17 protein-coding genes are annotated in these 22,196 nt (G+C 63.1%); 8 read left to right on the top strand and 9 right to left on the bottom strand.

Features of this window, described 5'->3' with window-relative positions:
• Positions 1–2: 2 nt before the first annotated feature.
• From J5F18_RS03810 to J5F18_RS03840, 7 genes are all read left to right on the top strand, one after another.
• Positions 3–1,055, top strand: coding sequence for a TRAP transporter substrate-binding protein (locus J5F18_RS03810; RefSeq protein WP_346301005.1), 1,053 nt, complete (start codon positions 3–5; stop codon positions 1,053–1,055).
• A gap of 63 nt (positions 1,056–1,118) precedes the next feature.
• Complete coding sequence (locus tag J5F18_RS03815; RefSeq protein ID WP_346301006.1) at positions 1,119–1,625, top strand: TRAP transporter small permease; 507 nt, start codon at positions 1,119–1,121, stop codon at positions 1,623–1,625.
• Complete coding sequence (locus tag J5F18_RS03820; RefSeq protein WP_346301007.1) at positions 1,622–2,926, top strand: TRAP transporter large permease; 1,305 nt, start codon at positions 1,622–1,624, stop codon at positions 2,924–2,926. Before J5F18_RS03815 ends, J5F18_RS03820 begins: the two co-directional genes overlap by 4 nt.
• An 18-nt stretch (positions 2,927–2,944) precedes the next feature.
• On the top strand, positions 2,945–3,652 hold the full coding sequence (locus J5F18_RS03825) for a hypothetical protein (protein ID WP_346301008.1): 708 nt from the start codon (positions 2,945–2,947) through the stop codon (positions 3,650–3,652).
• A gap of 780 nt (positions 3,653–4,432) precedes the next feature.
• A complete protein-coding gene (gene mobH / locus J5F18_RS03830) occupies positions 4,433–6,205 on the top strand; it encodes a MobH family relaxase (RefSeq protein ID WP_346301009.1) in 1,773 nt (590 codons plus the stop codon).
• Entirely contained in the window at positions 6,202–7,143 is a 942-nt protein-coding gene (locus J5F18_RS03835; RefSeq protein ID WP_346301010.1) for a tyrosine-type recombinase/integrase, read from the top strand. Before mobH ends, J5F18_RS03835 begins: the two co-directional genes overlap by 4 nt.
• Positions 7,144–7,786: 643 nt before the next feature.
• Entirely contained in the window at positions 7,787–8,452 is a 666-nt protein-coding gene (locus J5F18_RS03840) for a fumarylacetoacetate hydrolase family protein (RefSeq protein WP_346301011.1), read from the top strand.
• 117 nt (positions 8,453–8,569) lie between these two features.
• On the opposite strand, the gene speA is transcribed toward J5F18_RS03840, so the two are convergent.
• The 3 genes from speA to J5F18_RS03855 all read right to left on the bottom strand — a co-directional run bounded on the left by speA (position 8,570) and on the right by J5F18_RS03855 (position 11,817).
• Entirely contained in the window at positions 8,570–10,492 is a 1,923-nt protein-coding gene (speA, locus tag J5F18_RS03845; RefSeq protein ID WP_346301012.1) for a biosynthetic arginine decarboxylase, read from the bottom strand.
• On the bottom strand, positions 10,489–11,448 hold the full coding sequence (locus J5F18_RS03850) for a homoserine kinase (protein WP_346301013.1): 960 nt from the start codon (positions 11,446–11,448) through the stop codon (positions 10,489–10,491). Before J5F18_RS03850 ends, speA begins: the two co-directional genes overlap by 4 nt.
• 75 nt (positions 11,449–11,523) lie before the next feature.
• On the bottom strand, positions 11,524–11,817 hold the full coding sequence (locus J5F18_RS03855; protein ID WP_346301014.1) for a DUF2782 domain-containing protein: 294 nt from the start codon (positions 11,815–11,817) through the stop codon (positions 11,524–11,526).
• A 154-nt stretch (positions 11,818–11,971) separates the two neighbouring features.
• Between J5F18_RS03855 and polA the strand changes: the two genes are divergently transcribed.
• A complete protein-coding gene (gene polA / locus J5F18_RS03860; protein WP_346301015.1) occupies positions 11,972–14,740 on the top strand; it encodes a DNA polymerase I in 2,769 nt (922 codons plus the stop codon).
• Between the two features lie 202 nt (positions 14,741–14,942).
• Here the strand turns inward: polA and J5F18_RS03865 are convergent, their stop codons facing one another.
• The 6 genes from J5F18_RS03865 to dctP form a co-directional block, all read right to left on the bottom strand.
• A complete protein-coding gene (locus J5F18_RS03865; RefSeq protein WP_346301016.1) occupies positions 14,943–16,016 on the bottom strand; it encodes an ABC transporter ATP-binding protein in 1,074 nt (357 codons plus the stop codon).
• Entirely contained in the window at positions 16,013–17,620 is a 1,608-nt protein-coding gene (locus J5F18_RS03870) for an iron ABC transporter permease (protein ID WP_346301017.1), read from the bottom strand. The genes J5F18_RS03865 and J5F18_RS03870 overlap by 4 nt, the downstream gene beginning before the upstream one ends.
• A gap of 53 nt (positions 17,621–17,673) precedes the next feature.
• A complete protein-coding gene (locus tag J5F18_RS03875; protein WP_346301018.1) occupies positions 17,674–18,672 on the bottom strand; it encodes an iron ABC transporter substrate-binding protein in 999 nt (332 codons plus the stop codon).
• Between the two features lie 254 nt (positions 18,673–18,926).
• Complete coding sequence (locus J5F18_RS03880) at positions 18,927–20,261, bottom strand: TRAP transporter large permease subunit (protein WP_346301019.1); 1,335 nt, start codon at positions 20,259–20,261, stop codon at positions 18,927–18,929.
• Positions 20,258–20,761 (bottom strand): TRAP transporter small permease subunit, encoded by a 504-nt coding sequence (locus J5F18_RS03885; protein ID WP_346301020.1) that lies wholly within the window; start codon positions 20,759–20,761, stop codon positions 20,258–20,260. Before J5F18_RS03885 ends, J5F18_RS03880 begins: the two co-directional genes overlap by 4 nt.
• A gap of 64 nt (positions 20,762–20,825) precedes the next feature.
• A complete protein-coding gene (gene dctP / locus J5F18_RS03890) occupies positions 20,826–21,833 on the bottom strand; it encodes a TRAP transporter substrate-binding protein DctP (RefSeq protein WP_346301021.1) in 1,008 nt (335 codons plus the stop codon).
• Positions 21,834–22,196: the final 363 nt, after the last annotated feature.

Genomic DNA, 22,196 nt, shown 5'->3' on the forward strand with positions numbered 1-22,196 from the left:
GATTGTTTGCTCAAGTTAAACTTGGGATAACGCTTAATAACTACAAAGGTGTCATGATGTTTAACGCTAGCGAGAATCGAAAAAATCTAAAGCCTGCAGTGGCTTTTGGGTTGGTCACGAGCCTATTTGTTGCATCCAGTAGCGTACTCGCTGTGGAAAGAGCAACACTTCAGCTGGCCACCATCGCATCTCCCGACAATCTCTGGTACGAGGCAGCCCAGCGATTTGCGAATGGGGTTTCAGAACGCACAGAGGGTAATGTCAGGATCGAAATTGCCCATTCTGGCACCACCGGATCTGTTCGTGAAAGCGTAGAAGCATTGCAGATCGGTGCCAATGATATTGTTCAAACCGTGATTGCCTCACTGGAACCGTATGATGATATCGCGGCTATTGAATCCTATCCCTACTTGTTCAGGGATGCAGACCATTTCCTGGAGGTTTTCTCTAGTCCCTTGGGTGATGAGCTGTATCAGGAGATCTCTAACAAGACTGGATTTACCTTGATCGGCGCCGGTTACCGCGGTGCAAGAGAAATGGCGTCCAAGCGTCCTGTAGAGTCAGTCGGGGATCTGGATGGATTACGGATTCGAGTTCCTGAAATCCGGATTTTCAGGAAGACCTGGGAAACGCTTGGAGCCAGTCCGGTACCGATGGGTTCTGCTGAGGTGTATACCGGTCTTCAGCAGGGGATTATCGATGCCGTCGAAAACCCGCTTGAGGCTCACCTACGCTCCCGCTATCACGAGGCGGCTGACTATGTAATTATGACGGGGCATGTACATAGCGCCTACACATTCCTGTTTGACAATTCTCGGTTTGACTCTTTTTCTCCGGAGCTACAGGAAATTCTTCGTGAAGAAGGACGGAGCGCCATGGAGTGGGGTTCACAAGAAAGTCTGAGGCTGGTTGCAGAACATGAGGAGGAGCTCGAAAGTTTAGGGGTGACGATCATTCGGCCTAACCTTGATGAATTTCGCGAAAAAATCAAGCCAATGGCCGATGAATTTCCTCATTTGGCACCTTGGGTAGAGCGTATTTCTACAGATTCCTAAGGGCTGATAGTGCTTGTCAAGCCCTCCCTGATCGGGGAGGGCTCCTGCCGAAAGAGGGTGCCAATGAGCTTGCTGACACGACTGGCCTCAAGACTTGCCAATGCGATCGACTACTTATGCATGGCTATCCTATTGGTCATGCTTGCATCAATTAGTTACCAGGTGTTTGCCCGCTACATATTGAATAGTCCAACTTTTTGGTCAGAAGAGCTTGCAAGGTTCTTGATTGTCTGGCTGACCATGCTTGGATCGGCTTCCCTGATCAAAGATAGTGACGGGCATATTTCAGTCGAATATCTGGTTGACAAGATGTCGGGCAAGTTGAAATTTGCTGTCAGTTTTATCCGTGATCTCTTGACAGTAGGGATGTGTGGTTTGCTTGGGTATTATGGGATGCAGCTGGCCGAGGTTGGCGGTCGCACTTCCTCTTCTGGGCTGGGCATTCCAATGTCTTACCCCTATTATGCAATTCCCGTGGGGGCGCTGATGATTGCCGTGGTGCTTCTGTTGTCCAGACTTGGAAGCTTGAATGTGCAGTGCTGTAAGCGCCGTAAGGAGGCCTCTTCATGAGTATCGAAATGGTCGGCCTGGTGCTTGCCGGTGCCATGGTGCTGTTGATTGCCATCGGCTTACCAGTGGCTTTTGCCATTATCCTGGCATCTTTTGCCGTCATCTTTCTGCAAGGGCATATCAATCCAGTGATAGCGGCCCAGCGAATCTACTCCGGAATGGACAGCTTTTCGCTGATGGCCATTCCCTTTTTCCTATTGGCGGGCTCCATCATGGTGGCTGGTGGCCTGAGCCGACGATTGATTGACTTTGCCAATGCGTTGGTGGGCCGATTTACCGGTGGCTTGGCCATCAGTAACGTGATGTCATCGATCATGTTTGGTGGGGTTTCTGGATCTGCCGTGGCGGATACTAGCGCCATGGGGCGTACCTATATCCCGGCCATGGTTCAAGCGGGGTATGACCGGAAGTTCTCGATTGGCCTGACGGCAGCCTCGTCCCCGATCTCCCCGCTGATCCCGCCTTCCATTGCTTGGATTGTGTACGCTTTTATTACCGATCAGTCGGTGATCCGGATGTTTATCGCTGGTGTCGTTCCTGGCCTATTCTGGGCGCTGGCCCTGATGATGACGGCCTATTACATTGCCAAGAAACGGAACTACCCCACGTCAGCACCCGCCACGATCAAAGAGATCGGGGTGGCATTCTGGAAGGCATTGCCTGCCATCATGATGCCCGTCATCATTCTGGTGGGGATTCGTATGGGTGTATTTACTGTGACTGAGGCCTCTGTGCTGGCAGTCATCTATTCACTTGTCATCAGCACCCTCGTTTATCGGGATATGAGTCTTCGGTCCTTGATTGACGCCGTCAGGTCGAGTGTGCGAATGACGGCATCGGTAATGATTATACTGGCGGCTGCAGCGCTATTTGCCTGGATACTCTCTTCCCACCACATCCCAAATACCTTGGCTGGCTGGATGCAAGAAACCGTACGTTCTCCTCTCCTGTTTCTGCTGATGATCAATGTGCTATTGTTGTTTATTGGCACCTTCATGGAAGTGAATGCCGCCAAGGTGATGTTGTTGCCGGTGCTGTTCCCCATCGCAGTCGGGCTGGGTATTGACCCTATACACTTCGGTGTGATCATTACCGTCAACCTTTGTCTGGGCCTGATCACTCCACCGATTGGCATCGTGCTGGCATTGGCCTCGAAGATTGGCGGTGTGTCTATAGAAGAAGGAACAAGGGGTGTAACGGTGTTCTTCATCGTTGGGCTGGTCGTGTTGGCTGTGCTGACGCTGGTGCCGGTGCTTTCTACCGGGCTTCCCGATTTAGTGCTAGGTGTGCAAGGACGTTGATGTCGAGAGGAGATGGTGATGCCCTATGTAACTAACGATGGACTGGCCAGGGCCTTGTTGTATGTTGGTAGTGCTGCCCTCAGCGATGTGTTGGATGAGGCAGGATTTCCTAATCAAGTTGTAATGTCTGGATTCTTGAGGTTGGGAGATAAAAGTCCCTTCTGTGGGCCTGCAGTATGTGTGAAGGGTGAAGCCCGGACCGTCTTGACTACGCAAGTGCCCGAGGGAGCGTTGCAGCCGCTGTATTATCTTACCAGCCTAGATACATCGGGAGCAGTCTTGGTGGTGGCATCTCAGGGCTTTTCAGTGGGAGCCCTTATAGGTGATCGCATTTCACTCAAGCTCAAGCAGAACGGATGCCTTGGTGTGATCACCGATGGACTTGCACGAGATAGCGACGAACTCACTGGGATCGGCTTGCCTGTACGAGCGAAAGGTGTGACGCCGATCAATGGCGGGAAGCGCTGGGCAATCACTCAAAGTGGTGTACCCGTTGCTCTACCTGCGCAAGTGGGAGGCACTGTAATGGTTGCGCCCGGCGATTTTATCTTGGCGGATCAGGATGGGGTGGTAGTGGTCCCGAAGGATATTTCCCAGGAGGTCGTATCCATGGCAGAAGAACTTCTTCTCAAGGAGGGAAATATCAATTCTGCGAAGGATAATGAGCAGGCATCTAGACTGATAGGGGGGCTTTACGACCATATTAAGTGGTTGCGAAATTGCTAGGAATTGGTTTTTTATGATTTTCATGTCTTTGCCAGGCTGGCATGTCACGCCGCGCCTGGTTGGGACTCCCTCCCCTTGTTAAAGTGTCCTTGGTGTTTATTGCGGCTAATTGAATTTCTGTTCTCAAGCAATGATTCCGGTTGATATAAAGAGAAAGAGAATTGTCCATGCTTTCGCTGCTTGGCTATAAGATAAGCTAACATCCTACTGATACCGATTGGTTTGATTTGGCTTTCGAGGATGTTGCTTCCAGAAATTATAGCCTCCAATGTAGGCGGCTCTGGTAAAAGTGCTTATCTCGTCTATGTCGGATCATCATCGATCGCCTGCCTGTGCTGATGGCCAAGTAGATCGCAGTGGCCCAAAGCTCGTCTGGAGGCATCCCCGAGTCGGGCCTGAATGCTCTCAATATGTACGGAGACTCCGTGGAGATGGCCCTGGCCAGGCAGCTGGTCAGCTGGCCGATACCCCAACCTATGCCCCCTTTTCGCAGGGGGCTTTTTCCAATCTGGCAAGGCGCTGCTTTATTGATTCGACTTTAGTTGTAAGTGATATCGTCTATAAAATAATAATTATCTCATAAAAAATATATGGATGTTCTCAGTGAAAATAATCTTTCTGATAAATAAAATCATTCGCTCTATGGTTCGCATCCCAGAGCTATTGCGCCGGAGCAAGGAGTGCTCTGGGGAAAACGCCTCTCATCGCATTTAACGTTTCTGCTGGTGCCTATCAGGGTCCACCGCTGTGATGCACGGACTGCATCCAGAGGAGCGAAAATTGCTGATTCTCAAATTATTACGTGGACGCCGCAACACGACCGGCACCGACAGCGTCCAGGGTGACGTCGGCTGGGAGAGCCCGCACACCGGCGCGCAGCTGCTGGCAACACCCTATCGGCAGCAGCTGCTGCGGGCGATCCAGGAAAGCACCTCCCTGACAGCGCCGGTGTTCGAGGCCTACGTCAAGGAGCCGCTGCAGCGCTACGCAGAGCGGGTCCAGCTGCTGCCGGCCTCGGAATCTCATCACCATAGCTACCCGGGTGGGATGCTGGATCACGGCCTCGAGACCTGTGTGTTTGGCCTGAGGCTCCGACGACAGCACCTGCTCCCGCCGAAGGAGTCCCCAGAAAGGCAGTCCTCTACCGGGGAGCTGTGGAGCGTGGCGGTCATCTATGCCTGCCTGCTGCATGATATCGCCAAGGTCATCGTCGACGTCGACATACGCCTGAAATCCGGGCGTAGTTGGTGCCTATGGGAGGGGATCATTCCCGATCAGTATCGCGTTCGCTATATCAAGGGGCGAGACTACTTCCTTCATGCTGCGGCCAATCCGCTCTTGTGCAAGGAAGTGATTGGCAATGCCGGGCTCGAGTGGTTGAGAAGCCAGCCGGAGCTGTTTGGCCTGGTGATGTACGCCATCAGTGGGCACTCGGAGCGCTCCGGAGTGATAGGGGAAATCGTCAGTCAGGCTGACAGGGCCAGCGTCGCCAAGTCGCTGGGCGGCAAGGTGTCCAACATTGAGAAAGCCCCCAAGGACTCCCTGCAGAGCAAGCTGAAAGGTGCCATTCGCCACGTCGTGAAAGAAAAGATCCGGCTCAACGAAAAAGGGGCGCAGGGTTTCGTCACCTCCGAGGCACTGTGGTTGGTGACGCCGCTGGTGCCAAGAGAGATCAAGAGCTACCTCCTTTCCCATGGCATCGAGGGTGTGCCATCCAATGAGTCTCGCCTCTATGACGAAATGCAGTCCCATGGCCTGATCATGGAGAACCCGGAGGGGCGATCGGTCTGGAAGTGCAGGGTCGAGATGGGGGAGTGGCAAACCGATCTTTCCATGCTCAAGGTTCACAAGTCTCTAGTATGGGATGGTGATGAAGAGCCGGAGATTTTCTCGGGAAACGTCGAGGCCATTGAAGGTTGTGAAAGTGGCCGGGCGAATAGGCAGGAGCTTCCAGAGCCGGAGTCAGATGAGGTGCCTGCGCCTGCGGAGACAACAGGTGAGATGGCTGATTCAAATAGAACCGAGTACACTCGGGATGATCTGGAAGCCTCCATTCTTGATATCGCCACAGGTGGCGCTGAGAAAACAGCGGCAAGTTTAGGGATAGAGCCAGGGAAAGGCCCTGCTGAGAGTGACGAAGGGGTTGCGCACCCTGCATCTTCCGGGCAGGCATCACCCGGGGAAGATTTTCTAGCCTGGCTGCGGGGCGGGCTGAAAACCCACAAGATATTAATGAACGACTCGAAGGCCTTGGTGCATGCAGTAGACGGGAAACTGTTTATTGTGAGCCCCAGGGTGTTCAAGCGCTACTGCCAGGAAGTGAGCGGAGAAGAGAATGAGTGGAAAGCAGTTCAGGATTCATTCCAGAAGCTGAAGCTTCACAAGAAGAACAAGGATGGCGGAAGTTTTCACAAGGTGAAGGTGGTCGGTCCAAACAAGAAGTCGAGCACCCTGTCTGGGTATCTTGTGGGTAAGGATGACCTGATGGAGGAGGGTAAGGAGGTTTTTGATAACCCCTTTATTAACCTGATTGATGGGAAGCCTGAAGAATGAAAACATTTACCTTTGATGACTTGTTGCAATCCTGTTTTTCTGAGCGCTGGCTGACGGAGAGGAGTCGTATTCCCTATAGCTTGCCAGTGAAGCTGTTCCGGAGGTTCGTTGGGCAAGATAAGCTGCCAGTGGAGGTATCCCGTGACGATGTCAGGGAATGGAGGGAATTCTGCTTCTCGGAGGAGGGAAGGAATCTCGCACACTCCAGTTGGAATAACTATTGTCGGCACAACAGGATTCTCTTCAAGCATGCGATTGATCACGCGCTGATCGACATCACATCGAATCCGTTTGCCAAGATGGAAGTCAATTCTCCTAAGAAAAGGAAGAAAACCTTGAGCAAGCGGCAGGTGGATATGGCAAGAGAAGCAATCGACCTGCACAAGAAGATGGAGCGCTACCGAAGGTCGCCATCGATGCTTCATCCAGTCTGGTTCTGGGAGATTGTGTTTGAAACGTTCTACCACACAGGCATTCGTCTGACCCAGCTGCTGCTGATGAAGCCCGAAGATATCGACTTGAAGGGGCGGGTGATCACGGCCACCTGGCAGGGGGCCAAGAACAACCGCGAGCACTTTGTTCCTATCTCCAAAGCCCTGTACCCGCACCTGGAGAATCTGATGAACTCGGCCAGGATGGTGGGTATCAAGCGTGGTGAGCAGATCTTCAACGTTAACCGGTTCAGCGTGCGGCACCGAATGGAGACGATGGACTCCTGGCAGGTGGAGAGCTTCTATCAGAAGCTCTCCCAGATTTGCGGCTACCAGATGAGTCCGCACCGGTTCCGCCATACCCTGGGCACTGAGCTGATGAAGGAGCCGGACCGCAACCTGCACATCGTCAAGGCGCTGCTCGGGCACAGTAACATCAGTACGACGCTGGAGTATGTCGAGGTCGACATGGGAAGCCTGCGCAGTGTGCTGGAGGGACGCGTCTAGGCCCAGCCGCGACCGATTGGCAACCTGACCATGACCCACCTGCGGTGCCAGGGGTTGGCTCGATGCTCCTGCACCGCTTGTCCCTTCCTATCGAGCATCCCCCCTCGAGCTGGCGGCCTCCCCGGGACGATCGTCTGATTAGTTTTTCCTTGTTTAGGTTGACAGCTGGAGCCTCGTCCTCTTCAATAGCTAGTCGATGATGCCGTGTGATGCTGGTGATGAAACCTGTCCTCAGGTTGTCTCTGTAAGCATTCCACGAAGACTTCCACACGCTGCAACGTGTTGATTTTTTGAGGATTTTTGGTGCTGTGACTTGTAATCAGTAGGTCCCGGGTTCGACTCCTGGTGCCGGCACCATTGCAACACGTGTGCAATCAGCATGTTACGAGAAGACATCAACCGCCCGCGAGGCGGTTTTTTGTTACCTGCTCTTCGGGAGCCAGCATCCTCCCCGGACCTTGAAGCCTGGCCTGGGCATCTCGACATGACTATCAGCCCGCAAGGGAGTCGCCCGCGGCTGTCTCGCCGGCCGACTGAGGCGATCTGCCCGCCCGTCCGGTGGTGGTACGGGGCGCCTGGTGCGGTAGACTGTATGGCTTGTCGCCGAGATGCGGCACGCATAATGAGAAGGAGAAGACCCGCCATGCGCTTTGTTCCACGTTTTACCGATGGCCAGGAATTTCCCCATGCGCTCGGCAAGATCGTCTGCGTCGGCCGCAACTACGCCGATCATGCCCGGGAGCTGGACAACCCGGTACCCAGCGAGCCGCTGTTCTTCATCAAACCGGCGACCTGCGCGGTGCCCCTGGAGGACCCCATCGAGGCGCCCTTCTCCCGGGGGGAGGTCCACTACGAGACCGAGCTGGCCCTGCTGATCGGCGAGGAGCTCTCCCATGCCACTGCCGACGAGGCCGAGCGCGCCGTGGTCGGCATCGGACTGGGGCTGGACCTGACGCTGCGCGACCTGCAGACCCGCCTCAAGGAGAAGGGGCACCCCTGGGAGATGGCCAAGGCGTTCGACGGCGCCTGCCCGCTCTCGGCCTTCCTGCCGCTCTCCCAGGTCCCCAACTGGAGCGCCCTGGCGTTCACCCTGGAGATCGACGGCGAGCTGCGCCAGCGCGGCGAGGGGGCGGACATGCTCTTCCCGGTGGCCACCCTGGTGGCCGAGATGAGCCGCCACTTCACCCTGCTGCCGGGGGACGTGGTCCTGACCGGCACCCCGGCCGGCGTGGGGCCGCTGCCCCGCGGTGCCGAGCTGAGCTTCAGCCTGACCGGCGGCCTTTCGATCATCACCCGCGTGGTGGAGTGACGCCGCTCCCTTCGCGCCGGGCGAAACCCAGACGCCCCGCGGCCTGGCCGCGGGGCGTCTGCGCTGGTGGGGTCGGTCGGCGGGCAGGCAGGCCCTGCCCGAGCGGGGCCGGGAGGGCTATTCGAGGTAGGTGTAGCCGGCCAAGCCCTCGGCCAGCTCGTCGAGGAAGCGCTGCTGCTCGGCCTCCTCCAGGCCGCTGGTGGCCAGCTGGTCGGCCAGGTGGCAGCGCAGCACCTCGGCGTCGAAGTTGACGTAGCTCAGCACGTCGGCCACCCGGTCGCCCTGTTGGATATGGCTGAAGGTCCAGTTGCCCTGCTCGTCGAGCATGGCATCCACCGAGTCGGTATCCCCGAACAGGTTGTGCAGGTCGCCGAGGATCTCCTGATAGGCGCCCACCAGGAAGAAGCCCAGCAGCTGTTCGTCGCCCTCCTGCCACTCGGGCAGCGGTAGGGTGGTCTCCACGCCCTGGCCGTCCACGTAGCCGTCGATGCGCCCGTCGCTGTCGCAGGTGATGTCCTGGATCACGCCGCGGCGCACCGGCTCCTGATCCAGGCCGGTCAGCGGCAGCACCGGGAAGATCTGCTGGATGCCCCAGACGTCGGGGATCGACTGGAACAGCGAGAAGTTGACGAACAGCTTGTCGGCAAGCTTCTCGGCCAGCTCGTCGTCGATCTCCCGGTGGACCCGGTTGCGGGTGTCGAGGCGCGCGCGCAGCCTCGCGCAGGCGGCGAAGTAGACCGCCTCGCCCTCGGCCCGGGCGGTGATGTTGGTGAGCCCCATCACGAAGCGCTCGTGAAGGTCGCCCATGGCCTGGACCAGGTCGTGCCAGGCCTCCACCAGGCCGCGCTGGTCGGGGGCGTTGCCCAGCAGCGCGTGGACCCGCCACAGCTCGTCCACCTGGGGGTCGCCCTGGACCCGCCGTTCCGGGGCGGCATCGCTGACCCGCTCCTCGCCGATCACGTTGGTGATCAGCACCGCATGGTGGGCGGTCAGCGCCCGGCCGGACTCGCTGATCAGGTGCGGCTCGGGCAGGTTCTGCTCCCGGCAGGCCAGGCGGAAGGCGTAGACCACGTTGCGGGCATACTCGAGCATCGAGTAGTTGGCCGAGCAGAAGCTGCGCGAACGGGTGCCTTCGTAGTCGACCCCCAGGCCGCCGCCCACGTCCACGGTATCCACCGGCGCCCCAAGCTCCACCAGGCTCTGGTAGAAGCGCGCGCATTCGCGCAGGCCGCGCTGGATATCGCGGATATTGGCGATCTGTGAGCCCAGGTGGAAGTGCAGCAGCTGCAGGCTGCCCAGGGCGTCGGCCGCGCGCAGCTGCTCGACCACCGCCAGGATCTGGCTGGCGGTGAGGCCGAACTTGGACTTCTCGCCGCCGGTGTTCTGCCAGCGCCCGCGGCCCACGCTGGCCAGGCGGGCGCGCAGGCCGATGCGCGGCTTGACCCCGAGCTCGCCCGCCTCCTCGAGGATCAGCGGCAGCTCCGAGAGCTTCTCCACCACCAGGTAGACGCGGTGGCCGAGCTTCTCGCCCATCAGCGCCAGGCGCACATACTCGCGATCCTTGTAGCCGTTGCAGACGATCAGCGAGGGGCCGTCGCCGGAGAGCGCCAGCACGGCGAGCAGCTCGGGCTTGCTGCCGGCCTCTAGGCCCACCCGGTCGCGGCCGCGCTCGGGGGTGGCCAGGATCTCCTCTACCACCCGGCGCTGCTGGTTGACCTTGATCGGGTAGACCGCGGTATAGCCGCCGCCGAACTCCTCCTCCGCCATGGCGGTATCGAAGGCGGTGCACAGCTGCTCGACCCGGTCATGGAGGATATCGATGAAGCGCACCAGTACCGGCAGGCGCAGGCCGGCGCGCTTGAGCTCGGCCACCAGGTCACCCAGCGGCAGGGCCGGCCCCTCGATCTCGCTGCCCAGGGGGCGGACCAGGGCGTGACCGGCGTCGTCCACGTCGTAGTAGCCGCTGCCCCACTGGTCGATGTTCCAGACGCGCCGCGCGCGCTTGGCCGGGCTGCCGGCACTGGACATGGACAGACTCATGCATTCACCTCCGGAAGGGGCAGGGCACCGTGTTCGAGGCGTGCCTTGAGAATGGTGCGGAACTGCTCGGGGTCGTGGGGCGTCAGGTCGTGGGCCGGCGGGTCCACGTAGACCACCAGCAGCCGCGACAGCCAGTAGCGCAGGGCGGTCATGCGCAGCATCATCGGCCAGGCGTCGCACTCGGCCTCGGTCAGGGGCCGCTGGGCCTGGTAGGCACAGAGCAGGGCGTCGTGGCGGGCGGCGTTCAGGCGGCCGTCGGCCTCGGTGGCCCAGTCGTTGATGACGATGGCCAGGTCGAACAGCAGGTCGCCGGTGCAGCCGTTGTAGAAGTCGATCAGCCCGCCCAGGCGATCGCCCTCGAACAGGGTGTTGTCGCGAAACAGGTCGCCGTGCAGGGCGCCCTGGGGCAGCTCTGGGGCGTTGCCAAAGGCGTCCTGGTAGATCTCCACCTCGTCCTTCATCAGGGTCTGGTCCTCCGGCGATAGGTAGACCAGCACCTTGTGGTGCATCGGCAGCAGCCAGTGGAGGTCGCGTGGGTTGGGACGGTGGCCGGGGAAGTGCTGGGAGACCTTGTGCATATGGCCGAGGGCCTCGCCCAGGGCGCGGCACTGCGCCAGGTTGGGGGCCTTGGGGTGCTTGCCGGGCAGGCGCGGGAAGAGCAGCGCGGGCTTGCCGGCCAGGCTGTGGAGCGCCACGCCGTCGCGGTCATGCAGCGGCCCGGGCACCGGCAGGCGGTGCTCGTCCAGATAGTCGAGCAGTTCCACGAAGAATGGCAGCTCCTCGTGCTCGCCCTGCTCGAACAGGGTCAGCACCAGCGCTCGCCGGTCGGTGGTGACGAAGAAGGTACTGTTCTCGGTGCCGGCGGGCACGCCTTCCAGGGAGACCAGCGAGCCGGCATCGAACTGTGCCAGGAACTCCGCGACCTGGGTCTCGGTAAGCGGTGTGAATACGGCCATGTGTCTCTCACCCGGGAATGCCAAGCCGCCTATTGTAGCGACTTGGCCGAGTGATGCACGCGTCGTGGCATTGCCTCAGAAGGTTCGCAGGATCCACTGGGGCACGGCGATGCGATCGCCCTCTTGGCGCTCGAAGTTGCCGTCGCCGTCATGGTCCACCAGGTAGTAGGAGGGGCCGCGGGAGGGGCGGATCTCGATGGCGTAGAGCTCGCCGTTGACGCGATACTCGCGGATGGTCTGGTCCTCCTCCTGGCGGATGGTGATATCGGGCTCCAGGTCGGCCTCGGTCTGGGCCTGGGCCGGCCCCACGGCTGCGAGTGCCAGCCCCAGTGCCAGCAGCAGGGCAGGAAGTGAGCGGTGTGCGTTCATGTGGGCCTCCTGGCCGCGGCGCGGCGATGACGTGGCTGTGACTCCAGTGTAAGTCGTCGCGGCCCCGCGGCCCAGCCGACGCGGCAAAACGGCCGGGCAATGCGTATCATGGGGGATCAGGAACACTTCCCGCTCAGCTGCAATGGATGCCTCCATGGCCGATACCCCCATCGTACTCGTCGACGGTTCCTCCTACCTCTACCGCGCCTTCCACGCCCTGCCGCCGCTGACTACCTCGAAGGGACAGCCCACCGGCGCCATCAAGGGGGTGCTCAACATGCTCAAGCGGCTGATCAAGGACTACCCGGACAGTCCCATGGCGGTGGTCTTCGACGCCCCGGGCAAGACCTTCCGCGATGAGCTGTTCGCCGAGTACAAGTCCCACCGCCCGCCGATGCCCGACGACCTGCGCGCCCAGGTCGAGCCGCTGCACCAGTGCGTCAAGGCGCTGGGGCTACCGCTGCTGTGCATCGAGGGGGTGGAGGCCGACGACGTCATCGGCACCCTGGCCCGCCAGGCCACCGAGGCGGGGCGCGATGCGGTGATCTCCACCGGCGACAAGGACATGGCCCAGCTGGTCAACGCCCATATCACCCTGGTCAACACCATGAAGGACGAGACCCTCGACGCCGAAGGCGTGAAGGCGAAGTTCGGGCTGCCCCCCGAGCTGATCATCGACCTCCTGGCGCTGATGGGTGACAAGGTGGACAACATTCCCGGCGTGCCGGGGGTGGGCGAGAAGACCGCGCTTGGCCTGCTGCAGGGCATGGGGGGCGGCCTCGAGACCATCTACGCCGACCTGGAACGGGTCAAGACGCTGGATTTCCGCGGCGCCAAGACGCTGCCGAAGAAGCTCGAGGCGCACCGCGACCAGGCCTTTCTCTCCTACCAGTTGGCCACCATCAAGACCGACTGCGAGCTGCCGGTTGGCCTCGACGACCTCGATATCGCCCACCCCGACCGCGAGGCGCTCCTCGCGCTCTACCGCGAGTACGAGTTCAAGGCCTGGCTCGCCGAGCTGCTGGAGGGCAAGGACGAGGGGGTGGACGACGTCACCGGCGCCACGCCGACCCCGGGCGACGCCGACGAGGAAGCGCCGGCCGCCGGCGGCGGCGCCCGGGAGGATCAGGTGATCCTCGAGCAGGGGGCGCTGGACGCCTGGCTTGCGCGCCTGCAGGCGGCCGAAGCCTTCTGCTTCGACCTGGAGACCACCAGCCTGAACTACATGGAGGCCCGTATCGTCGGGGTGGGGCTGGCGCTGGAGGCGGGGGAGGCCGCCTATATCCCCCTGGCCCACGACTACCTGGATGCCCCCGAGCAGCTCGGCCAGATCCTCTTCGAGGAGCAGAAGATCCCGGTGCTCAAGAAGACCCCCAAGACCAAGATCGGCCAGAACCTCAAGTACGACATCTCGGTGCTGGCCAGCCACGGCATCGCCGTGGCGGGGCCCCTCGAGGACACCATGCTGGAGTCCTACGTGCTGGACTCCACCGCCACCCGCCACGACATGGACTCCCTGGCGCTGAAGTACCTCGGCGAGAAGACCGTCTCCTTCGAGGCGATCGCCGGCAAGGGCGCCAAGCAGCTCACCTTCAACCAGATCAGCCTGGAGCAGGCGGCCCCCTACGCCTGCGAGGACGTCGACATCACCCTGCGCCTGCACCGCGAGCTGCGCCCGCGCCTGGCGGCCACGGGTCGCCTGGCCGAGGTACTGGAAGAGATCGAGTTGCCGCTGGTGCCGGTGCTGTCGCGCATGGAGCGCACCGGGGTGGCGCTGGACCCGGCGCGCCTCCGCGCCCAGAGCCGGGAGCTCGAGGTGAGGGTCGGCGAGCTGGAGGTCCGCGCCCATGAGCTGGCCGGGCGCGAGTTCAACCTGGGCTCGCCAAAGCAGCTCGGCCAGATCCTCTTCGAGGAGCAGAAGATCCCGGTGCTCAAGAAGACCCCCAAGGGGGCCCCCTCCACCGCCGAGGCCGTCCTCGAGGAGCTGGCGCTGGACTACCCGCTGCCCAAGGTGATCATGGAGCATCGGGGGCTCGCCAAGCTGAAGTCCACCTACACCGACAAGCTGCCGCGGCTGGTCAACCAGGCAACCGGGCGGCTGCACACCAGCTACCACCAGGCGGTCACCGCCACCGGGCGCCTCTCCTCCAGCGACCCCAACCTGCAGAACATCCCGATCCGCACCGAGGAGGGGCGCAAGATCCGCCAGGCCTTCATCGCCCGGCCGGGCTACCGCATCGTCGCCGCCGACTATTCCCAGATCGAGCTGCGCATCATGGCGCATCTCTCCGAGGACAAGGGGCTGCTCGAGGCCTTCGCCGAGGGGCGCGACATCCATGCCGCCACCGCGGCGGAGGTCTTCGGGGTGCCCCTGGAAAGGGTCTCGGGGGACCAGCGGCGTAGCGCCAAGGCGATCAACTTCGGGCTGATCTACGGCATGAGCGCCTGGGGGCTGGGTCGCCAGCTGCATATCGAGCGCAACCAGGCGCAGACCTGGATCGAGCGCTACTTCGACCGCTATCCCGGGGTGGCGCGCTACATGGAGCGCATCCGCGCCCAGGCGGCGGAGGACGGCTTCGTCGAGACCGTCTTCGGCCGGCGCCTCTACCTGCCGGAGATCCACTCCCAGAACCGCGCCCGCCGCCAGGGCGCCGAGCGCACCGCCATCAACGCCCCCATGCAGGGCACCGCGGCGGATATCATCAAGCGGGCGATGATCGACGTGGACGCCTGGCTACAGGCGGGGGAGATGGACGCCTGGATGGTGATGCAGGTCCACGACGAGCTGGTCTTCGAGGTGGCCGAGGAGCAGGTAGATGCCTTCATCGAGCAGGTGAAGAGGCGCATGCAGGCCGCCGCCGAGCTCAAGGTGGCGCTGATCGTCGAGGCGGAGAGCGGGGCCAATTGGGACGAGGCGCACTAGCCCTTCGGGCAGCGCCCAGCTGCAAGCGCCTAGCGCCCAGCTGTTCAGTGACGGGCGGCTGGTGCCGAGTCGAGGCACTTGACGGCAACATGGCTGGCGGCATCTTCCTGCTAGGCGCTAGGCGCTAGGCGCTAGGCGCTAGGCGCTAGGCGCTAGGCGCTAGGCGCTAGGCGCTAGGCGCTAGGCGCTAGGCGCTAGGCGCTCAGTCCCTCAGCACCGTGGCGGTGCGCTGGGGCTCCAGGCTGACCTGCTCGCCGATCTTCCACAGCGTATGGCTGGGGGTGATGGCGCAGAAGTGCTGGCCCTGCTGCTCCAGCAGGTAGAAGCAGTCGTGGCCGCGGAACTCCCGCTCGATGATGATCGCGCCGCGATCGTCTGGGGCCGCCGAGAGAGCCAGGTACTCCGGGCGCAGCGAGAGGCGCACCGGGCCGCGACAGTGGCAGTCGATGGCCACCGATCCGAGGGCGGTGCGGGCGATCTCGCCGTCGGCTTCGCCCTCGAGCAGGTTGGTGTGGCCGAGAAACTCGGCGACGAAGGCGGTGGCCGGCGCCTGGTAGATGCGTTCCGGACGGTCCACCTGGAGCAGCTGGCCGTAGTGCATCACCCCGACCTGGTCGGCGAAGGAGAGCGCCTCGGCCTGGTCGTGGGTCACCAGGATCACCGAGGTGCCGGCGGCCTTGAACAGCCGGCGTACCTCCTTGCGGGTCGACTCGCGCAGGGCGGCGTCCAGGTTGGAGAAGGGCTCGTCGAGCAGCACCAGTTCGGGCTCGGCGGCCAGGGTCCTGGCCAGCGCCACCCGCTGCTGCTGGCCGCCGGAGAGCTGGTCGGGCATCCGCGAGGCGAGATCGGCCAGGCCCACCAGGTCGAGCCACTCCCGGGCGCGGGCCGCTCGCTTGGCCTTGGGCACATGGCGCATGGCGAAGGCGACGTTCTCGCCCAGCGTCATGTGCGGGAAGAGCGCGTAATCCTGGAAGACGATGCCGATGCGCCGCTGCTGAGGTGGCAGCCGGGTGACGTTCTCGCCGCGCAGCAGGATCTCGCCGGCATCGGGGTGCTCAAAGCCGGCGATCATGCGCAGGGTGGTGGTCTTGCCGCAGCCGCTGGGGCCGAGCAGGGCGAGAATCTCGCCGTTGTCCAGGGAGAACCCCACGTCCTCCACCGCCAGCGGGTCCTGATGGCGATAGCGCTTGTGCAGGCCGTCCACCGAGAGCAGCGGCTCCGGCAGCCGGGTCGGCGTGCCCCGGGGAGCGGCCTTGAGGTTGAGATTGGACATCATTTGCCCTCCTTGGTGAGCAGCAGGCCCACGGACAGGCTGGAGAACACCACGATGGCGGCGGCGAAGGGCGCGGCTTCGGCCAGCATGCCTTCCGAGGTGCGGGTAAAGACGGTCACGGCCAGGGTGGTGTAGCCGGTGGGCGCCAGCAGGAAGGTGATCGGCAGCTCCTTCATGCACAGCACGAAGACCAGCACCACGCCGGCCAGGATGCCGCGGCGCAGGCGCGGGAAGATCACGTGAATAAAGGTGCTGATGGGGCCGTGGCCCAGGGAGTGGGCGGCCTCCTCCATGCTTGGGCGGGTCTGCAGCAGAGCGCTGCGGATCGGACCCAGGGCCAGGGCCAGGGAGGCCATGGCCCAGGTGATGATCAGCATCGCCAGGGTCTGGTAGAGGAAGGGGGCGGTGCGCAGCGAGAAGAACACCATGGCCAGCGCCAGGGCCAGCGGCGGAATCGCATAGCCGATATAGGCGGAGCGCTCCACCAGGCTGGCGACGGGCGAGCGGTAGCGCACCGTGAGGAAGGCGATGGGCAGGGCGAAGGCGGCGGCCAGCAGCGCCGCCGGCAGGGCCGCCCCGGCGGAGCGCAGCAGGGTGCCGGGCACCCGGGCGAAGAAGGAGAGATCCGGCGGCGCCAGCAGCAGCCAGTAGGCCAGGATCATCACCGGCAGGCCGATGGAGGTGGTGAATAGCGCCACCAGGTAGGGCCAGGCCAGCAGGCGCAACCGCCCCAGGGGCTGGGGCGTCAGCGGGCGGGCCACGCCGGTGCCGATGCGCGCCAACTTGCGCTTCACCACCAGGCTGTCGAGCATCACGAAGCAGGTGGCCAGCGCCAGCAGCATCAGCGCCAGCCAGGCGGCGTAGACGCGGTCGAAGGCACCGGAGTACTGGGTGTAGATGGCGTAGCTGAAGGCCTCGTAGCGCATCAGCGCCACGGCGCCGAAGTCGCCCAGCACATAGAGGGTGATCACCAGCCAGCCGGCCATCAGCGCCGGCATCAGGTGGGGCAGGGTCACCCGGCGGAAGATCTCCCGCTGGGAGTAGCCCAGGCTGCGCGCGCTCTCCTCGAGGTTGCCGTCGAGGCCCGCCAGGGCGGCGCGCAGGTTGAGGAACAGGTAGGGAAAGGTATAGAGGGACAGCGCCAGGGTCGCCCCCCAGTAGCCCTGGAGGCGCGGCAGCTGAAAGCCGGTGAGCTGGGCCAGCACCCCGTAGTTGCCGCCCAGGCCGATCAGCGCGTAGGCCATCACGTAGCCGGGTACCGCCAGGGGGATGACCCCCAGCACGGTGAGGGTCTTCTTGAAGCGAATATCGGTGCGGGTGACCAGCCAGGCCAGCGGGAAGGCCATCAGGGTGGTCAGCGCCACCACGCCGGCGGCGAGCTGCAGGGTGTTGAGCAGCAGCTGCAGGTTGCGGGGGCGAAACACCAGATCGACGAGGGTGGCGCTGTCGGCCTCGAAGGCGCGCAGGCCCAGGTAGATCAGGGGCACCAGCATGGCGCCTGCCGCGATCAGCGACGGCAGCAGGATATGCAGCGGAACGCCGCGTGGCAGCAGCCGGGGCAGGCCCGGGGTGCGGTGCGGCGTGGCGGTGTGGCGCATCTGGGTCATGGTGCCTCGTTATCGATGACCCGCCCCCGAAGGAGGCGGGTCGCGGGCCCGGGCTACAGCAGCCCGGCGTCACGCAGCAGCCGGAGGGTGCCCTCGAGGTCCTCCAGGTCGTCCAGGTCGATCTGCGGGGAGACCTCCAGCAAGCGGTCGAAGTCCTCGAGCACCGGGTTCTGGATCGCGTCGCGGGTGACCGGATACTCGTAGACGTTGCCGGTGAAGTACTGCTGGGCGGCCGGCGAGAGCAGGAAGCGAACGAACTCCACGGCGGCCTCCTGGTTGTCGCTGCTCTCGAGCACGGCGATGCCGGCCACGTTCACCAGGTTGCCGATGTCGCCGTCGGCGAAGAAGGCCTGTTCCACCGGGAAGTCTTCATCAGAGGCCACGAAGCGCGGCAGGTAGTAGCTGTTGACCAGCGCGAAGTCCACCTCGCCGTCGGCGATGCCCTGCACCTGGCTGGTGTTGTTGCGGAAGGTTACGGCGCCATTCTCCTTCATGCCCTCGAGCCACGCCAGGGTGCGCTCGTCGCCGTGCTCCACGCGCATGGCGGTGATGAAGGACTGGAAGGAACCGTTGGTGGGCGCCCAGCCCACGCGCCCCTCGTAGCGCTCGTCGGTGAGGTCGAAGACGCTCTCGGGCAGCTCGTCCTCGCTGGTCCGCTCCGGCGAGTAGGCGACCACCCGGGCGCGGCCGCTGGCGGCGACCCAGTTGCCGGTCTCGCTGGTGTAGATGCCGGGCAGGCCCTCGTAGATGTCCCCGGGCAGTTCGGCCAGCAGGCCGGCCCGGCTCAGCGCACCCATGGCGCCGGCGTCCTGGCCCCAGTAAAGGTCGGCCGGTGAGCGCTCGCCCTCTTCCTGCAGCAGCACCGCCAGCTGGGCGGTATCGCCGTAGCGCACGTTGACACTGATGCCGGTGCTCTTCTCGAACTGGGAGATGATCGGCTCCACCATGGACTCGCCGCGCCCCGAGTAGAGGGTCAGGTCGGCGGCAGAGGCCAGGGGGGCGGCCAGCAGGGTGGCCACGAGGGTGGCGGAGGCGAACAGCGACTTCTGCATGTCGGAATGATCCTGTGGTTGGCGGTTGGTTCGTATCCGCTCTGCGGCGGTTATGGTTCCACTGCCAGTCTCGGTCTATCGGCACGATAGCAAAATTATTGTCTGCTGCAAATGATAATGATACGCAAAAGGCTTTTCATGACATACGTCAATTCCTGCCACCGCCACGTCCTGCCCACCTGAGCCGAACGGCGAAAACCGAAGCGCCCGCCGTGCGGGGCACGGCGGGCGCTCTGGAGGGCCGGTACCTGGCGTCAGTAGCCGAGCAGCGCCGAGGGCAGGCCGGTGACCAGCACCGGGAAGAAGGCCATCAGCAGGCAGGCCAGCACGATCAGCGCCACGAAGGGGATCACCGCCTTGTAGAGATCGACGATCTCCACGCCCTTGGGCGCGACCCCCTTCAGGTAGAAGAGCGCATAGCCGAACGGCGGGGTGAGGAAGGAGGTCTGCAGCACCACCGCCACCATCACCACGAACCACAGCACGTCGATGCCCAGCTGCTGGACGATCGGCAGCATGATCGGGAAGCTGAGCAGCACGATGCCGGTCCAGTCCAGAAACATCCCCAGCAGGAAGACCAGGAACAGCATCAGGATCAGCGCGCCCACGGTGCCGCCGGGCATGGCCAGCACCAGGTCGCTGATCACCGTCATGCCGCCGCCGCGGGAGAAGACCCCGGTGAAGGCGGTGGCCCCCACCAGCACCAGCATCACCATGGTGGTGGTCTTGCCGGCCTCGATCAGGGTGCGGAAGCAGGTGCTCGGCTTGCGGTCACCGAAGATCAGGAACAGCAGGAAGGCGATGCCCACGCCGAGGGCCGAGGCCTCGGTGGCGGTGGCCACCCCGGTGAACAGCGCACCGAGCACGCCGAGGATCAGTGCCATGGGCGGCAGCACGTACTTGGCCAGCATGATCAGCAGCTGCCCGGTCGAGGTCTCGGCCCGCTCCTCGGCGGGCACCGGCGGGCCGTAGCTCGGCTTGATGTAGCAGATCACCAGCACGTAGAGGGCGTACATGGCGCCGAGCATCAGCCCCGGCACCAGGGCGCCGGCGAACAGCGCGCCCACCGAGACCGGCGAGTAGCTGGCCATCAGGATCAGCATGATGCTCGGCGGGATCAGGATGCCCAGGCAGCCGCTGGCCATGATCACCCCGGAGCTGAGCTCCTTGTTGTAGCCGTGCTTGAGCATCGGGGCCAGGGCGATCATGCCCATCACCGCGATGGAGGCGCCGACGATGCCGGTGGTGGCGGCGAGCAGCACCGAGACGATGACCACGGTGAGCGCCAGACCGCCGCGCAGGTTGGCCAGCAGCAGGCGCATCACCGCGAACATCTTCTCGGTGACCCCCGAATCGTTGAGGAAGCGCGCCATCAGCACGAACAGCGGGATGGCCACCAGGACGTAGTTGTCCATGGCGTTGCCGTAGATGTTGTTGATGATGGTGCCGAGCACGCGCTCGCCGGGGCCGAGGTAGGCGCCGATCACCGCCACGCCGCCGAGCACGAAGGCCAGCGGGTGGCCCATGAACAGGCCGATCAGCAGGCCGGAGAACATGAACAGGGTGAGCAGTTCGGGACTCAGGTTCATGCGGCTCTCTCCTCGCGCAGCTGCTGGATGGCGCGGATGACGATGGCGATGGCCTGCAGGCCGATCAGGAAGGCGGCCACCACGATGACGCCCTTGATCGGGTAGACTGGGATCGAGACCATGCCGTAGGTGGTCTCGCCGCGGCTGTAGGAGCGCATGAAGAAGCTCCAGCCCAGGGTCAGCAGCATGTGGATGAAGGGCACGAAGAAGATCAGGTAGCCGAGGATCTCGATGACGGCCTGCTTCTTGCGCGAGAGCAGGCGCTTGAGCACATCGACCTCGACGTGGGCGTGATGGCGCAGGCCGTAGGCGGCCATCAGCATGAAGTGGGCGCCGAACAGCATCTTGGTGATGTCGAAGGCCCAGTCGCTGGGTCGCCCGGTGAACAGGCGCAGGGCGATATCGTAGAGCACCACCAGGGTGATGACGGCGATCAGCGGCGCGATGACCCGCCCGAGCACCTCGTTGAGCGAGTCGATCGCCTTGGCAATCGCATTCATGGGAACAGCCTCCGACGTCGGAACGCGGGCCACCCCGGGCAGTGCCGGGGCGGCCGGGGGAGCCTTACAGGCAGGCCTCGAGCTCTTCCAGGGACGGCAGGTTGTCCATGGTGCGGCTCATGTTGAAGGGCGCGGAGATGTCCCGCCAGGTGGCGTAGTGCTCCAGGTAGCTGATCATGGAATGGTAGACCTTGGCGTGGTCGGGGTGCTCACAGGCGCCGCGCAGGATCACCTCGTTGGTGATCGCCTGGATGCGGTCGAGCTCCTCGTCGGAGAGCTGGTTGATGGTCACGCCGGCCTCGATGAACTTCTCGGTGCCATCGGTGGAGCCGCGCTCGGACCAGGCCAATGACCAGGCCATGGTGGCGTCGGCGGCGATCCTGAGCTTCTCCTGGGTCTCCTCGGAGAGGGCGTCCCAGGCGTCCTTGTTGATCATCACCCCGAACACGCTGGCCGACTGGTGCCAGCCGGGCACCGACCAGTATTCGACCACTTCGGCGAAGCCGGCCTGATAGTCGACGCCCGGGGTGGAGAACTCGGCGCCGTCGACCACCCCACGCTCCACGGCCTGGTAGATCTCGCCGCCGGCCAGGGTCACCTGGGAGCCGCCCAGCTGCTCGAGCACCCGGCCCTGGTCGCGGCCGGCCAGACGTAGGCGCTTGCCGTCCAGGTCGGCCAGGCTCTCGATGGGGGTGCGGCCCATAAAGCCCGACTCGTTGTTGGTGATGCCGTAGGGCAGGTAGACCATGTCGTACTGGCCGTAGATCTCCTGGTAGAGATCGAAGCCGCCCCACTGCTGGATCCAGTTCAGGTAGTCGACGCCGTTGAACAGCATGGTGGTGGTGGCCAGCGGCGAGAAGGCCGGGTTGCGGCCGGCCCAGTAGCCGGGCCAGTCGCCGGAAGCCTCGATGCTGCCGGTCTCGGTGGCGTCGAACACCTCGGTTGCGGGCATCAGGGTGCCCCCGGCGCGGAACTCGATCGTAAGCTCGTCGCCGGCCAGCTTGTTGACCAGCTCCACCCAGTGGCGGTCGATCTGGATCAGATCGATGCTGTCCGGCCAGGTGGAGGTCATGGTCCAGCGCTCCTGGGCCTGGGCGGTGGTGGTAAGGGCGGCCAATGCCACGCCGGCGGCCAGGCCGGTCCCTGTGCGGGGTTATTGCTGTTGGTCGAGAAGACGTATCGGGTGCCGCTGCTTTCCCCTGTTGTCAGCGTCTGCGGGGAGGGGCGTCGCCGGCGGCCGGAGGTTGACCGGCTGGGCAGGCTCGGCAGCCTCCTCAACCTAGCACGCTGTCGCTGTCATAATCGATAACCTGCTGATAAAGCATTCGGCGGCTGGACAAGGGTGGGCGCCGGCGCGGTGCTGGCAAGAGAGATGCTTTACAATCAATATGTTGCCGACGGAGAGGGCGAGGATTCCCTGCTGCGTCAGCGTTGA

The organism is Halomonas sp. BM-2019, from assembly GCF_017584085.1.